This is a genomic window from Streptomonospora halophila (assembly GCF_039542725.1).
GTDB lineage: Bacteria > Actinomycetota > Actinomycetes > Streptosporangiales > Streptosporangiaceae > Streptomonospora > Streptomonospora halophila.
On the sequence record NZ_BAABIK010000007.1, the window covers coordinates 1 to 13,829 of the forward strand.

Annotated in this window: 14 protein-coding genes; 4 read left to right on the plus strand and 10 right to left on the minus strand. The window is 75.8% G+C overall.

Annotated features, from left to right (window positions below):
- Both ABEA15_RS07895 and ABEA15_RS07900 read left to right on the plus strand, forming a co-directional pair.
- Positions 1 to 1,617: acyltransferase family protein (locus tag ABEA15_RS07895; RefSeq protein ID WP_345556097.1), on the plus strand; the 1,617-nt coding region annotated here is incomplete at its 5' end.
- Between the two features lie 113 nt (positions 1,618 to 1,730).
- Entirely contained in the window at positions 1,731 to 2,024 is a 294-nt protein-coding gene (locus ABEA15_RS07900; protein ID WP_344142906.1) for a YiaA/YiaB family inner membrane protein, read from the plus strand.
- 18 nt (positions 2,025 to 2,042) lie between these two features.
- Here the strand turns inward: ABEA15_RS07900 and ABEA15_RS07905 are convergent, their stop codons facing one another.
- The 7 genes from ABEA15_RS07905 to ABEA15_RS07935 all read right to left on the minus strand — a co-directional run bounded on the left by ABEA15_RS07905 (position 2,043) and on the right by ABEA15_RS07935 (position 7,106).
- Positions 2,043 to 2,672 (minus strand): histone deacetylase, encoded by a 630-nt coding sequence (locus tag ABEA15_RS07905; protein ID WP_345556098.1) that lies wholly within the window; start codon positions 2,670 to 2,672, stop codon positions 2,043 to 2,045.
- 65 nt (positions 2,673 to 2,737) lie between these two features.
- Positions 2,738 to 3,232 (minus strand): GNAT family N-acetyltransferase, encoded by a 495-nt coding sequence (locus ABEA15_RS07910; protein ID WP_345556099.1) that lies wholly within the window; start codon positions 3,230 to 3,232, stop codon positions 2,738 to 2,740.
- A gap of 36 nt (positions 3,233 to 3,268) precedes the next feature.
- The gene (locus tag ABEA15_RS07915) at positions 3,269 to 3,820 is read right to left on the minus strand and encodes a GNAT family N-acetyltransferase (RefSeq protein ID WP_345556100.1); all 552 of its coding nucleotides are present in this window, start codon (positions 3,818 to 3,820) and stop codon (positions 3,269 to 3,271) included.
- Between the two features lie 69 nt (positions 3,821 to 3,889).
- Positions 3,890 to 4,969 carry a biotin synthase BioB gene (gene bioB, locus ABEA15_RS07920; protein WP_345556101.1) on the minus strand — a complete coding sequence of 360 codons (1,080 nt, stop codon included), beginning with the start codon at positions 4,967 to 4,969 and terminating at the stop codon, positions 3,890 to 3,892.
- Positions 4,970 to 5,227: 258 nt separating this feature from the next.
- Entirely contained in the window at positions 5,228 to 6,097 is an 870-nt protein-coding gene (locus tag ABEA15_RS07925) for an IS5 family transposase (protein ID WP_345556103.1), read from the minus strand.
- An 88-nt stretch (positions 6,098 to 6,185) separates the two neighbouring features.
- Positions 6,186 to 6,746 carry a TIGR03086 family metal-binding protein gene (locus tag ABEA15_RS07930; protein WP_344143259.1) on the minus strand — a complete coding sequence of 187 codons (561 nt, stop codon included), beginning with the start codon at positions 6,744 to 6,746 and terminating at the stop codon, positions 6,186 to 6,188.
- Between the two features lie 105 nt (positions 6,747 to 6,851).
- A complete protein-coding gene (locus tag ABEA15_RS07935) occupies positions 6,852 to 7,106 on the minus strand; it encodes a hypothetical protein (protein ID WP_344142912.1) in 255 nt (84 codons plus the stop codon).
- A 289-nt stretch (positions 7,107 to 7,395) separates the two neighbouring features.
- Here ABEA15_RS07935 and pabB point away from each other — a divergent pair, with 289 nt between their 5' ends.
- A complete protein-coding gene (gene pabB, locus ABEA15_RS07940; RefSeq protein WP_345556104.1) occupies positions 7,396 to 9,543 on the plus strand; it encodes an aminodeoxychorismate synthase component I in 2,148 nt (715 codons plus the stop codon).
- Positions 9,540 to 10,145, plus strand: a complete 606-nt coding sequence (locus ABEA15_RS07945) for an RDD family protein (protein WP_345556105.1) — start codon at positions 9,540 to 9,542, stop codon at positions 10,143 to 10,145. The genes pabB and ABEA15_RS07945 overlap by 4 nt, the downstream gene beginning before the upstream one ends.
- A gap of 4 nt (positions 10,146 to 10,149) precedes the next feature.
- Here the strand turns inward: ABEA15_RS07945 and eda are convergent, their stop codons facing one another.
- The 3 genes from eda to edd are packed head-to-tail and all read right to left on the minus strand — an operon-like array spanning position 10,150 to position 13,596.
- Positions 10,150 to 10,785, minus strand: coding sequence for a bifunctional 4-hydroxy-2-oxoglutarate aldolase/2-dehydro-3-deoxy-phosphogluconate aldolase (eda, locus tag ABEA15_RS07950; protein WP_345556106.1), 636 nt, complete (start codon positions 10,783 to 10,785; stop codon positions 10,150 to 10,152).
- Complete coding sequence (glk, locus tag ABEA15_RS07955) at positions 10,766 to 11,782, minus strand: glucokinase (protein ID WP_345556107.1); 1,017 nt, start codon at positions 11,780 to 11,782, stop codon at positions 10,766 to 10,768. Before glk ends, eda begins: the two co-directional genes overlap by 20 nt.
- Positions 11,779 to 13,596, minus strand: coding sequence for a phosphogluconate dehydratase (edd, locus tag ABEA15_RS07960; RefSeq protein ID WP_345556108.1), 1,818 nt, complete (start codon positions 13,594 to 13,596; stop codon positions 11,779 to 11,781). Before edd ends, glk begins: the two co-directional genes overlap by 4 nt.
- Positions 13,597 to 13,829: the final 233 nt, after the last annotated feature.

Below are 13,829 nucleotides of genomic sequence, written 5' to 3' on the forward strand. Positions count from 1 at the left end.
TTCTGGTCGCTGGCGGTGGAGGAGCAGTTCTACCTGCTGTGGCCGCTGCTGTTCGCGGTGTGGGCGGCGCTGGGGGCGCGGTGGTTCCGGCTGCGGGTGGTGGGCGCGGCCATGGGGGCGGTTCTGGCGGTGTCGCTGGTGTGGTCGGTGGTGGTGACGTTCGCGGACCCGGCGTCGGCCTACTTCCTGCCGCAGGCGCGCGTGTGGGAGCTGGCGGCCGGGGGTGTGCTGGCGCTTCGGGCGGGGTCGGGCCCGGGGGAGTGGCCGGCGGGGCTGCGGTGGTGTCTGGGCTGGGCGGGTCTGGGCGCGATCGGGTGGGCTGCCCTGTCCTACAGCGATCAGACGCCGTTTCCGGGGGTGGCGGCGGTGGTGCCGGTGGCCGGTGCGCTGGCGGTGATCGCGGCGGGCGAGAACGGGGGCCGGTGGTCGTCGTTCGGGGTGCTCTCCAGCGCGCCGGCGGTGTGGGGCGGCGGTGTGTCCTATGCGCTGTATCTGTGGCATTGGCCGGTGGTGGTGTTCGCGCCGGCGGTGGCAGCGGACGGGGTGCAGTCGCCGGTGGGGGCGGCGGTGGCGGCGGCGGTCTCGGTGGCGCTGGCGTGGGTGACGAAGGCGGCGGTGGAGGATCCGGTCCAGCGGTGGGGGCGGCTGCGGTCGGGCCGCGGGGCGGGGGTGTTCGCCGTGGTGGCGGCGCTGGTGGTGGTGTCGGTGGGCGGGGGGTTGTTCTGGCGGCATGAGTGGCTGCGCACCGTCCCGTTCGACCCCGCCGTCCACGTCGGCCCGCGGGCCCTGGGTACCTCCGAGCCCGCGGCGTCCTCGGGCGCACCCGTCTACCCCTCGCCCGTGGCTGCCGGGGACGACCTGCCCGAGGTCTACCGCGACGACTGCCAGGCCGCCAAGGACGAGACCACGCTGGCACCCTGCGTCTACGGCCCCGGCGACGCCGACACCGCGGTCGCCGTCGTCGGCGACTCCCACGCCACCCACTGGGTGCCGGCGCTGCGCAGCATCGCCCGGGAGCGCGACTGGCGGGTGCACGTCTACACCAAGGCCTCCTGCGGGTTCACCTCGGCGCGTCTGGAGCTGCCCGGCGCCGACCGCGCCTACAGCGAGTGCGAGCGCTACAACCGGGCCGTCCTCGACGAGCTGACCGGCGACCTGCGCCCCGACCTCGTCTTCACCAGCTCCAGCGCGCTGGCCACCAAGGACGGCGCCTCCTCCGAGGCCCGGGACCGCGCCGGGATCGCCGCGGGCATGATCCGGCTCTGGGAGCCGCTGGACGAGGCCGGCATCGACATCGTGGTTATCCGCGACACCCCCGCGACCCGGCCCCGCCCGTCCGAGTGCGTCTCCCGGTACCCGACGGAGCCGGAGCGGTGCGGGCGCGCCCGTGACGAGGCCTTCGCGGCCGAGGACCCCCAGCTCATCGCCGCCCGCGAGACCGAAGCCCGCGTCACCGTCGCCGACCTCAGCGACGCGTTCTGCACCGGCGGCATCTGCCCTCCGGTGATCGGCAACGTGCTGGTCTACCGCGACAGCCACCACATCACCGCCACCTACTCCCGGCTGCTGGCACCCGATCTGGAGTCCGCGGCGCAGCAGGCCATCGGCGACCGCTGAGGCGCCCCTCCACGGCGGTACGTGCGCCGCAGCCCGGTGCCCGCCGGTCGCGCCGCCGGATCTGAGTACCGGTACTCGGGCGCCGCCGCCCGGCCGCGGCCAGCATGGGGCACATGAGCACTACACCGGTACGCCCCAGCACGACCTCGGCGTTCTACCTGCAGTCCGCACTGTCCTTCGGCGTCTCGGCCGTCGCCGTGGGCACGGGCATCGTCTTCCTGCCCGTCGACGCGTGGATGCGCGCGTTCCTCGCGCTCGGCGTGCTCTACGTCATCACCTCGGCCTTCACCCTGGCCAAGTGCGTACGCGACCGCCAGGAGGAGACAACCGTCTCCGGGCGGGTGGACCAGGCCCGCCTGGACAAGCTGCTCGCCGAGCACGACCCGTTCAAGACCGACGTCCACTGAAGCCGCGGGCCCGCGCTCTCACTCCTCGAACAGCAGCGCCGCCACCTGCGCCGATCGCCACGTGCCGCGGGCACCGGGACGGGAGGCCAGGTAGGCGGCGCTGCGGCGGGCGCTCCAGCCGTGGCCGCCCCGCAGCCCCGAACCGATCACCCCGAGATAGGACGCGGCGGGCGCCGCCGGCTCCACCGCCGCACTCGGCCAGTGGGCGGTGAAGGTCAGCACCGGGTGGCCGTCGACGTCGCCGCAGTGCACTAGCGTCTCGTAGCGCCCCGCGCCCAGCCGCAGCCTGCCGCGCTCGGGCACGCGCGCCAGGTCCGGGTCGCCGTCGGGGGAGCGGTACATCTCCTGCGCGGCGATGTCGCCGAACTGCCCGGACGTGACCAGGTAGGTGCGGGCCGGGGCCGCGCCGGGCAGGTCGGGGTCGTACAGCGCCAGGCCGCCGCCCCACATCCGCGAGGCCAGCGCGAAGTACACGCCGCCGGGCAGCCACACGGCGCACCGTGCGCGCGGCGGCGCGGTGTCGCGGCAGCCGGGGTTGGCGCGGCTGCCGCCGGGCGGGACCCCGCCGGCGAGGTAGCAGGAGAACCGCTCCAGGGACATGTTCGCGCCATAGCTGGCATACCAGACCAGCTCCGGGGATCGCGGCACCGCCGGCCTCCTGCCCGCACGTCCAAGCGACCGGCGTCGCCGGCCGCCCCTCCGCCGGCGCCGGATCAGGTCTGGGCGGGTGCCGGCGCGGGTTCGGGCGCGGCCCGGAGGTCGCGCTCGTAGCATACGCTCTGCGCGCAGGCCGCATACGGTCCGTAGCGCGGGATCCTGCGGTATCCGCAGCGCTCGTAGAGCCGCATCGCCTCCGGCTGCTCCACCCCGGTCTCCAGCCGCATCCAAACCGCACCGCGCTCGCGGCCGGCGTCCTCGAGCGCGTGCAGCAGCGCCGCGCCGATCCGGCGGCCCCGCCAGGCGGGCACCACGTACATCCGCTTCAGCTCGAAGGTGTCCTCGTTGAGGCGCCGCAGCCCGCCGCAGCCCACCACCTCGCCGCCGGAGGACTCGGTGGCCGCCAGGAACACCGCGGTGTTCGCGGCCGAGGGCTTCTCACCCTGCTCGAGGTCGCCGCCGTAGCGTCGGACCGTCTCGGCCTCCTGGTCGCGGCGCAGCCGGACGCCGACGGGGTCGTTCCAGGCCATCTCGCCGATCTCGATGTGCACGATGGACCAGGATAGCCGCGCCGGCGCGGGCCGGCCTCACCGGTCGTCGGCGCCCAGCCGGTAGAGGACGTGCCGTTTCAGCGGATGGCCTTCCGGCAGAGCCGGATGGTCGAAGTCGTCGGCGGAGGAGTGGCGCATGCCCAGCCGCCGCATCACCGCGCGCGAGCGGACGTTGGCGGGGACGGTGAAGGAGACGATCTCGCCCAGTCCGCACTCGTCGAACCCGAACGCCACGGCGGCCCTGGCAGCCTCGGTGGCATAGCCGCGGCCCCAGGCGTGGCGTGCCAGCCGCCAGCCCACCTCCACGGCCGGGGTGAAGTGCGCGGGAAAGACGGTCTGCTGCAGTCCGGTGAAGCCGACGAACTCGCCGGTGGCGGCGACCTCGACCGCCCACAGGCCGAAGCCGTGCTCGGCCAGGTGCGCCTCGATGCGGTCGACCCCGGTGTCGGACTCGCGGCGCGTCCGCAGCCGCGGAAAGTGCTCCATGACCGCGGGGTCGGCGTTGAGCCGGGCGAAGGGCTCCCGGTCGGCGGCCCGCCAGCCGCGCAGCAGCAGACGGGGAGTGCGCAGCCGCACGTCGTCGTCCATGGCGCCAGGGTATCGGCGCCCGCCCGGGCCGCGGCGCCTGCGCACGCGGGGTCCGGGCGGGCCGCAAGCTCAGGCGTTGGGCGGCAGGCCGGTGCCCGCGCCCCGGCGGCGGGGGCGCACCGGGTCCGGCCGGAGCGGGGGCGCCCCCGCCGCCTCGGCGCCCTGCACCCGAAAGCCCGCGTCGCGCACCATCTGCAGGTCCTCGGCGCCGGGCCCGCCCTCGCTGGTCAGGTAGTCGCCCAGGAAGACCGAGTTGGCCAGGTGCAGCGCGAGCGGCTGGAGGCCGCGCAAATGGATCTCGCGCCCGCCGGCCAGGCGCACCTCGGAGTCGGGGAAGACCAGCCTGGCGGCGGCGAGGATGCGCAGGCAGCGCTGCGGGGTCAGCTCCCAGCGCCCGGCCAGGGGCGTGCCGTCGAAGGGGATGAGGAAGTTGACGGGCACGGAGTCGGGGTCGAGTCCGCGCAGGTCCCCGAGGACGTCGACGAGGTCCTCGTCGCTTTCGCCCATGCCCGCGATCAGCCCGGAGCAGGGGGAGAGGCCCGCGTGCCGGGCCTGCCGCACGGTGTCGACGCGGTCGGCGAAGCCGTGCGTGGAGCAGATGTCGGCGTAGCGCTCACCGGAGGTGTTGAGGTTGTGGTTGTAGGCGTCGACGCCGGCCTCGCGCAGCCGCTCGGCCTGGCCGGGCGAGAGCAGCCCGAGGCAGGCGCACACCTCGACCCCGGGGTTGTCCTCTTTGATGCGGGCGACGGCGGGGGCCAGGCGGGCGACGTCGCGGTCGGTGGGGCCGCGGCCGCTGGCCACCAGGCAGACCCGCGCCGCGCCGCCCGCGACGCCGCAGGCGGCGGCGTCGCGGGTCTGCTCGGCGCTCAGCCAGGTGTAGGTGACGATGTCGGCGGTGGAGCCCAGCCGCTGGGAGCAGTAGGCGCAGTCCTCGGGGCACAGCCCGCTTTTGAGGTTGACCAGGTAGTTGAGCTTGACGCGGTCGCCGAAGAACCGGCGGCGCACCCGGCCGACGGCTGCGACCAGCTCCAGCAGTCCCTCGTCGGGCCAGGACAGGACGCTGAGCAGGTCCGCGCGGGAGGGGCGTTCGCGGCGCAGGGCCGCCTGGGCGAGTCCGGCCGCGGCGGGCCGGTGTTCGGGTCGGGCCATGGACACGATCCTGGGCCGCCGGGGTCCCGCGGGCCATCGGGCGAACCGGCCAAAGTTCGGGCGCCGGAGTTTGTGCGGGTCGCCCTCGCACCCCTCCAGCCTCGCCCCCGGGCACCCGCGTGCGGGCGGGGCGGCACGCGCCCGCTCCGCGGATCGTCGAGCCCGCGCCGCACCGCCGGGTTCCGACCGTCCCGGCGGCGGCCACCGTTCCGGTCGGAGGTAAGGCCCGGTCTCAGTGACTGTTGGGTATGCGGGTGATTACGCGGATCGGGTGGCAGGGCGATTGCTCCAGCGTGCGCTCTGACCAGCCAGCCGTGTCGCCATCAGGCGGATCATCGCGATCTTGACCATGGTCTCGGAGTTGCCGGTCAGACGCTCGTAATCACGGGCCAAACGCCGGTTGCGCACCAGCCAGCCGAAAGTCCGCTCGACCACCCACCTGCGCGGCAGCACCTGGAAGCCCTTGGCGCCCTCGGGGCGCCGCACGATCTCGACCGTGAGCCGCAACGTCTCATAGGCCCAGGCCAGCAGCCGGTTGTCGACCTGGTTGGCATAGCCGGCATCGGCCCAGATCAGGCCGATGGAGGGGAAGGCCGCGGCCAGGCGCTCCAGCACGCGGCGCCCGCCGGGCCGGTCCTGGACCGAGGCCGAGGTCACCGCGACCACGAGGACCAGCCCGAGGGTGTCGGTGATCAGGTGGCGCTTGCGGCCGGTGGTCCTCTTGCCCGCGTCGAACCCGCGTTCGGCACCGCCTTCGCTGGACTTGATCGACTGGGCGTCCAGGATGGCGGCCGAAGGGTCGCAGGCGCGGCCCTCGGCGATGCGCACCAGCTCACGCAGCCGGTCGTGGAGGCGGTCCCAGGTGCCGTCGGCCTTCCAGGTGCGGTACCAGCGGTAGGCGGCGTCCCAGGGCAGCAGGTCGCGGGGGATCATCCGCCACTGGCAGCCCGAGCGCAGCACGAACAGGATGGCGTCGAGCACCAGCCGGTCGCCGTAGGTGCGGGGCGCCCCGCCTTTGGCCTGGTCGCGGACGGGCATGAGGGGTTCGATCACCGCCCAGGCGGCGTCGGAGAGGTCGGAGGGGTAGCATCGGGCACCAGCGGCCCCGGAATCGTTGCATTGGCACACACCACGCGATCATTCCGGGGCTGCGTCATGTTCGGGCATCCGGCATGACTGGTCACCCAACGCCGCTACCCGCATACCCAACAGTCACTCAGGCGCGGCGCCCGGTCAGGGCCAACAGGCGGCTCTGGGGGCCGGCGTCGTCGCCGACCGGCACCTCCGGTGCGAACAGGGCGCCCGCGCCCGGGCTCCGCCCGCCCAACCAGTCCAGCAGCGCCTCGACCAGGCCGGGGTCGAGCTTCTCGTCGTCGCCGATGGCGCGGGCCAGGTCCCAGGCGTGCACGCCCAGGTCGAAGGTCATCTGCCAGAGGTAGCGCTCGCCCTCGGCGTCGCCGAAGGACAGGTGCACGGTCCGCTCCAGGGCGCCCGGCTGCAGCCAGGCCGACCGCGACTCGCGGGAGGCGACCTCCCAGGTGGCCACGGGCTCCTCGCCGAGCACGTCGCCCTCGTAGCGGTCGCCGGCCTCCTCGATGCGGCCGCCGGCGAGCAGGAACGGCACCCACAGCTGCTCGCCGGTGAGGTGGTTGAGCAGGTCGTGCACGTCCCAGTCGGCGCACGGAGTGGGGTCGGCCCACTGCGTCACCCGGATGGCGCGGACCCTGCGGTCGAACTCCGCCATGGCCCGGCCGTGCAACTCCAGCAGGTCGGTCATCGTGCTTTCCCCCTCGGACTGTGGCATGGGCGATGCGTGTCCCTACCCGGCGCACCGGGAGGGCAATCGGGCGTCCGCCCGGCGGCGGCCCGGGCGGAGCAAGGCTCAGGCGACCAGGTCCCAGCCCTCGCCGCGCAGCTCGGCGGCGATGCGCGCCATCACTCCCTGCAGGGCGGCCGGCGTGGGCACGACCCCTTCGGCGAGCAGCAGGTCGCGGGAGTAGGCCTCGCGCTCGGCGGCGCCGACCTCGGAGCGCGGGCAGACGCGCGCGGTGCCCTCGGCCGACACGGCGATGACCGCATCGGTCGTGGCGTGCATCAGGGCCACCAGGTGGCCGAAGAGCGTGGAGGGAGCGTGCATTGGTCCTTCCGGGGTCGCAGGGCGTCGCGGCCAGTGTCTCAGCCCACGGGCGAATCGCGGGTATCGGAGAGTACGCAAGTCGTATTCTTCATCGACCGAATTGGAGAACCGCAGGACACGGGGCCGACTCCGGCGCCCGAGGCAAACAGCCCCGACGCGCGCCGCCCGACGGGGGCCGCGGGTACGGGCGTGCGGCGGCCCCGGCCCCGCGGCCCCACCGGCCCGCCCGCGGGCCGCGGGGCCGCGAACCGTAGCCTGGAACGCACCGCCGCCGAGCCACGGGAGCCGCATGCGCCTACTGCTCGTGGACAACCACGACTCCTACACCTTCAACCTGTTCCAGCTGATCGCACGGGCCGCGGGTGGCGAACCCGACGTGTGGGCCAACGACGACGCGCGCCTGCGTGACGCGGGCCCCGGCGGACTGGCGGGCTACGACGCCGCGGTGGTCTCGCCCGGCCCCGGCCGCCCTGCGCGCCCCCGCGACGTGGGCCTGCTCGGCGCCGCGCTGAACCGCGCACCCGAGGTCCCCGTGCTCGGCGTGTGCCTGGGGCACCAGGCGCTCGTGCACCTGGCCGGCGGAGAGATCGCGGCCGCCCCCGTACCGCGCCACGGCCACCTCAGCCGCATCGGCCACGTCGGACGGGGCCTCTTCGCCGGGATTCCGCAGGACTTCACCGCCGTGCGCTACCACTCGCTGGCCGCGCGAACACCGCTGCCGGCGGAGCTGGAGGCGACGGCCTTCGCCGAGGACGGCGTCGTCATGGCCGTGCGGCACCGCTCCCTGCCGCGGTGGGGCGTGCAGTTCCACCCCGAGTCCGTCTCGTCCGAGCACGGGGCCGAACTCGTCGCCAACTTCCTGCGCATGGCCGCCGGGCACCCCCGGCCCGCCGCCCGCGCGGCCCGCCCCGCCTCCGCCGGCCGCGCACGGGCGCCCGAAGGGCCGGCCGTCCGCGGCACCGCCCCCGCGCCCCCGCCCCCGCACGTGCGCACCCTGGAGCACGCCGTGGACGCCGAGGCGGCCTTCGCCCGCCTCTACGCCGCCCGCAGCCACGCCTTCTGGCTGGACAGCAGCCGCACCGGCGGCACCGCCCGCTTCTCCTTCCTCGGCGACGCCGGGGCGCCCGGCGGCGAGGTGCTGACCTACCGCGCCGGCGAGGGCGCGGTCTCCGTCGCCCCCGCGGACGGGCCGCCGCTCCGCGAGGGCGGGACGATCTTCGACGCCCTGCGCCGGCGCCTCCCCGCCCGGCCCGCTCCCCCCGACGGGCTGCCCTTCGACTTCACCGGCGGCTACGTGGGCTACTTCGGCTACGAGCTCAAGGCCGACTGCGCAGGCGCGGCCGCCCACCGCTCGCAGGCGCCCGACGCCGTCTGGCTGCGCTGCGACCGCCTGGTCGCCGTCGACCACGAGGGCGATCGCACTTACCTCGTCGCCCGCGGCCCCGGGGCCGCGGGCTGGGCCGAGGAGACCGCCGCCGCCCTGGCCGGGCTCGGCCCCGCCCCGCCGCCCGCACCGGCGCCGGCGCCGCCCGGCGGCGACCTGGAGCCGCTGCTGGAGCGCAGCCGCGAGGGCTACCTCACCGACGTCAAGGAGTGCCTGCGCCGGCTGGAGGAGGGCGAGAGCTACGAGATCTGTCTGACCAACCGGCTGCACACCGCCGCTCCAGCCGACGACCTGGACTTCTACCGCCGGCTGCGCCGCGCCGCCCCCGCCCCCTACGCCGCCCTGCTGCGGCTGGGCTCCACCACGGTGCACAGCGCCTCGCCCGAGCGGTTTCTGCGCGTCGACGCCTCGGGAACCGCCGAGAGCCGCCCGATCAAGGGCACCGCACCCCGCGGCGCCGACGCCGCGGCCGACGCGCGCATCGCCGAGGAGCTGCGCACCGGTGCCAAGACCCGCGCCGAGAACCTGATGATCGTGGACCTGCTGCGCAACGACCTGGGACGGGTCTGCGAGGTCGGCAGTGTGCAGGTGCCGCGGTTCATGTACACCGAGTCCTACAGCACCGTCCATCAGCTGGTCTCCACCGTGCGCGGGCGGCTGCGCGCGGACGTGCACCCGGTCGACGCGGTGCGCGCGTGCTTCCCCGGCGGGTCGATGACCGGCGCGCCCAAGGTGCGCACGATGGAGATCATCGACCGGCTGGAAGGCTCGGCGCGGGGCGTGTACTCCGGCGCGCTGGGCTATCTGTCCCACCAGGGCACCGCGGACCTCAGCATCGTCATCCGCACGGCGGTGCGCCGGGGGCCGGATCTGGCCATCGGCGCCGGCGGCGCGATCGTGCTGGACTCGGTGCCCGCGGAGGAGTACGCGGAGATGCTGCTCAAGGCCGCCGTCCCGCTGAGCGGCGGTCGGCCCGCGCCGCTCCCGGCCGCGCGCGGTCGGTGCGACAATACGCGTCGTCGGCACACGAGCACACGCGAGGACGGCCTATGACCCAGCCCTTCGACCCGGGCCCCTTCGACGGCTCCGGCGGCCGTCCCCCGCAGGAACCGCCCCGCCCCGGCTTCGCCCCCGCCGACCCGGCGCCCGGCCCGGCGGGGGTGTCGCCCGGCCCGCCGCCGGACGCCCGGGGGCCGCGGCCCCCGGCGGCCGACGTGCCCCCGCGCCTGGTCGCGGCCTGCGTCGACCTGGTGCTTTCCGTGCTGATCCTCTACGCCGGGTTCATCCTGATGATGCTGGCCAACCTGGCGGCGGTCACCCTGCTGGGGCTGCCCGACAACCGGGCCTCGGTGACCGCGGGCACGGTGCTCGCCTGCGCCGTCGCCCTGGCGGCGGTGGTGTGCTACCACTGGCTGCCCGTCGCCCGGCGCGGCCAGACCCTGGGCAAGCGGATCGCCGGCATCCGCGTGGTCGCCTCCGCCACCGGACTGCCGCCGGCTCGCGGTCAAGCCGCCGGGCGCGCCGCCGTGACCGCCCTGCTCGTGCTGCCCTGCCTGCTCGGCCACCTCGTCAGCGGCATCCTGGTCGCCAGCGGCGGCGCGGCCGGCCGGTCGCTGCCCGACCGCGCCGCGCGGACCCGGGTCGTGGCCGCCTGAGCGGCTACGCCGGGCGCAGGTCGGCGGCCGCGCGGGCCAGCGCCTGCACATGCTCCCAGTCGCCGGCCGCGACGGCGTGCTCCGGGGTGAGCCAGGTGCCGCCGACACAGCCCACGTTGGGCAGCGCCAGGTAGTCGGGCGCCGAGGCGGCCGTGATGCCGCCGGTGGGGCAGAACCGCACCTGCGGCAGCGGGCCCGACAGCGACTTCAGGTACGGGCGCCCGCCCGCCGCCTCGGCCGGGAAGAACTTCATCGCCGCGGCACCGCGCTCCAGCAGCGCCAGGGCCTCCGAGGCCGTGGCCACACCCGGCAGCGCCGGCAGGCCGGTGGCGGCCATCGCCTCGTACAGGGCGGGGGTGCATCCGGGCGAGACCAGGAAGGCGGCCCCCGCCGCGGCCGCCTGCTCGGCCTGCTCGGGCGTGGTGACCGTGCCGGCGCCCACCGCGGCCTCGGGCACCTCGGCGGCGATCCGCTCGACGGCCTCCAGCGCCGCACCGGTGCGCAGGGTCACCTCCACGGCCGGCAGGCCGCCCGCCACCAGCGCGCGGGCCAGCGGCACCGCGTCGGCGGCGTCGGAGAGCACCACCACCGGGATCACCGGCGCCAGCTGGAAGAGGTCCTCACTGCTGCGCGGGTTCATCCGCACCTCCTTGCACGGGGTCGAGGCACTGGTCGAGCCGGGCGGCCGCGCCCAGCAGCGCCGGTTCCTGCGCCACGATGAGCATCGTGGCGACGCTCTGCAGATAGCCGGCCATGCGGTGCTTGTCCTCGAAGCGGCGCCGGAAGCCGCTGGACTGCACGACCGGGATGATACGCGGCAGGATCCCGCCGCCCAGGAACACGCCCCCGGTCGCGCCCAGCGTCAGCGCCACGTTGCCCGCGAAGCCGCCCAGCAGGCAGCAGAACACGTCCAGCGTCTCGGCGCAGTGCGGGTCCCGCGGCGCCGCGGCGCAGATCTCGGCGGCCGTGCGCCGCGGCGCGCCGAGCCCGCGCACCTCGGCGAGCGCGTCGTGCAGCCGGGTGAGCCCGGGACCGCACAGCAGGCACTCGGCGGTGACCGCGCCCTGGCGGGCGCGCAGGAGGCGCACCACCTCCAGTTCGCGCTCCTCGACCGCGGGCACGTCCACGTGGCCGCCCTCGCCCGGGACCGGGGCCCAGCCGCCGGCCGCGGGCACCAGGCCGGCGACGCCCAGCCCGGTGCCCGGGCCCAGCACCGCCATGGGGCGATCGGGCGCCGCCGGGGGACCGCCCAGCGGGAGCACGTCGTCCTCACCCAGCCGCGGCAGCGACAGCGCCAGGGCGGCGAAGTCGTTGACGACCTCCAGGCGGTCCAGGCCGAGGCGGTCGCGGGTGGCGGAGGCGGAGAAGTCCCAGTGGGAGTTGGTCAGCCGGATGCGGTCGCCGCCCACGGGCCCGGCCACCGCCACGCACGCCGCTCCGGGACGCGCGGGAGCGTCCACCTGCTCCAGATAGGCCGCGGCCGCCGCGCCCAGGTCGGCGTGTTCGGCGCCCTCCAGCCGGCGCACCCGGGCCGGGCGGGTCCCCGGCGCCTCCACCAGGCCGAACCGGGCGTTGGTGCCGCCGATGTCGGCGACCAGCCACGGGCGCCGCTCGGACGGCGGCTGAGGCCGGCTCACCGCAGCGCCCCGAATACGCCGGCGCCGCGCTCGGCCGGGCCCACGGCCTGGCGGAAGGCGGCGAACAGCTCGCGGCCGGTGCCGGCGGCCGAGTCCGCGGCCGGCTCGGCGGCCGGACGCTCGTCCAGGTCGTCGGCGCCCCGCACCTCCAGCACGCCCGCGGAGGCGTCCAGGCGGACGAGGTCGCCGTCGCGCACCCGCGCCAGCGGCCCGCCCGCCGCGGCCTCGGGGGAGACGTGGATGGCGGCGGGCACCTTGCCCGAGGCCCCCGACATGCGGCCGTCGGTGACGAGCGCGACCTTGTGGCCGCGGTCCTGCAGCACCCCCAGCGGCGGCGTGAGCTTGTGCAGCTCGGGCATGCCGTTGGCGCGCGGGCCCTGGAAGCGCACGACCGCCACCACGTCGCCGTCCAGCTCGCCGGCGGAGAACGCCTCCTGCAGCCGGGCCTGGCTGTCGAAGACGCGCGCGGGCGCCTCGACGACGTGGTGCTCCGGCTCCACCGCCGAGACCTTGACCACCGCCCGGCCGAGGTTGCCGCGGACCATGCGCAGGCCGCCGTCGGCGCTGAAGGGGTCGTCGGTGCCGCGCAGCACCGTGGTGTCGGTGCTCTCCTCGGGCTCCTCATCCCAAATCAGGCCGTCGGCGCCGAGGGCGGGGCGCCGGCGGTAGCGGTCCAGGCCGGCGCCGGCGACGGTGGCGACGTCCTCGTGCAGCAGCCCGCTGTCCAGCAGCCGGCCGATCAGGTACGCCATGCCGCCGGCCTCGTGGAAGCGGTTCACGTCGGCGGCGCCGTTGGGGTACATGCGGGCCAGCAGCGGCACGACCTCCGACAGTGCGGCGAAGTCGTCCCAGGTCAGCTCGATTCCGGCGGCCTGGGCCACCGCCACCAGGTGCAGGGTGTGGTTGGTCGAGCCGCCCGTGGCCAGCAGCGCGACCACCGCGTTGACGACGGCGCGCTCGTCGACGACCTCGCTGATGGGGGTGTAGCGCTCGCCCAGCGCCGTCAGGCCCGTCACCGCCCGCCCGGCCGCGGCGGTCAGCGCGGTGCGCAGCCCGCTGCCGGGCTGTTCGAAGCTGGCGCCGGGCAGGTGCAGGCCCATGACCTCCATCAGCATCTGGTTGGAGTTGGCGGTGCCGTAGAAGGTGCAGGTACCCGGCGCGTGGTAGGCGGCCGACTCGGCCTGCAGCAGCTCGGCGCGGTCGGCCTTGCCCTCGGCGAAGCGCTGGCGGATTCCGGCCTTCTCCTTGTTGGGCAGGCCCGAGGGCATGGGTCCGGCGGGCACGAACGCGACCGGCAGGTGGCCGAAGGACAGGGAGCCGATCAGCAGTCCGGGCACGATCTTGTCGCACACGCCCAGCATCAGCGCACCGTCGAACATGTCGTGGGACAGCGCGACGGCGGTGGCCATCGCGATCACGTCGCGGCTGAACAGGGACAGCTCCATGCCCGCGCGGCCCTGGGTGATGCCGTCGCACATGGCGGGCACTCCGCCGGCGAACTGGGCGACGCCGCCGGCCTCGCCGACGGCCTCCTTCAGCAGCGCCGGGTAGTCGGCGAGCGGCTGGTGGGCCGAGAGCATGTCGTTGTAGGCCGAGACGATCGCGATGTTGGGCTTGGCGGAGTGGCCCAGCGCGAGCTTGTCGCCCGGAGAGCAGGCGGCGAACCCGTGGGCGAGGTTGGTGCAGCCCAGCCCGGAGCGGGCCGGGCCCTCGGCGGCTGCCGCGCGCATCCGCTCCAGGTAGGCGCTGCGGGTGTCGGCGCTGCGTTCGGCGATGCGCTGGGTGACCTCGGCTATCCGGGGGTGGGGCGTCATCGTGCGGGCTCCGTTCCGTGGCGGGGGAGGGTGTGCTCGGTCCGACGCGGCCGCGCCGTGCCCCCGGGCGCGGGGGCCGGGGGAGCGGGGCCGTCGGGAGGCCGGCGCGGGCCCCGTGCCGGTGCAGGGGGCGTGTCGGCGCTCCAGGGGGCGGTGGGAAGGGCGTGATCGGCGGGCGGGGCGCGCCGACGGGCCGGGTGCGGGCTCCCCGGAAACATAGCGGCCGCTTCAGT

What these genes read in the sequence shown, in the direction of transcription:
- ABEA15_RS07900 (WP_344142906.1), top strand. Translation starts at nt 1,731, where the DNA reads ATGAGCACTACACCGGTACGCCCCAGCACGACCTCGGCGTTCTACCTG.
- ABEA15_RS07915 (WP_345556100.1), bottom strand. Translation starts at nt 3,820, where the DNA reads ATGGACGACGACGTGCGGCTGCGCACTCCCCGTCTGCTGCTGCGCGGC.
- bioB (WP_345556101.1), bottom strand. Translation starts at nt 4,969, where the DNA reads ATGGCCCGACCCGAACACCGGCCCGCCGCGGCCGGACTCGCCCAGGCG.
- ABEA15_RS07930 (WP_344143259.1), bottom strand. Translation starts at nt 6,746, where the DNA reads ATGACCGACCTGCTGGAGTTGCACGGCCGGGCCATGGCGGAGTTCGAC.
- ABEA15_RS07935 (WP_344142912.1), bottom strand. Translation starts at nt 7,106, where the DNA reads ATGCACGCTCCCTCCACGCTCTTCGGCCACCTGGTGGCCCTGATGCAC.
- pabB (WP_345556104.1), top strand. Translation starts at nt 7,396, where the DNA reads ATGCGCCTACTGCTCGTGGACAACCACGACTCCTACACCTTCAACCTG.
- ABEA15_RS07945 (WP_345556105.1), top strand. Translation starts at nt 9,540, where the DNA reads ATGACCCAGCCCTTCGACCCGGGCCCCTTCGACGGCTCCGGCGGCCGT.
- eda (WP_345556106.1), bottom strand. Translation starts at nt 10,785, where the DNA reads ATGAACCCGCGCAGCAGTGAGGACCTCTTCCAGCTGGCGCCGGTGATC.
- edd (WP_345556108.1), bottom strand. Translation starts at nt 13,596, where the DNA reads ATGACGCCCCACCCCCGGATAGCCGAGGTCACCCAGCGCATCGCCGAA.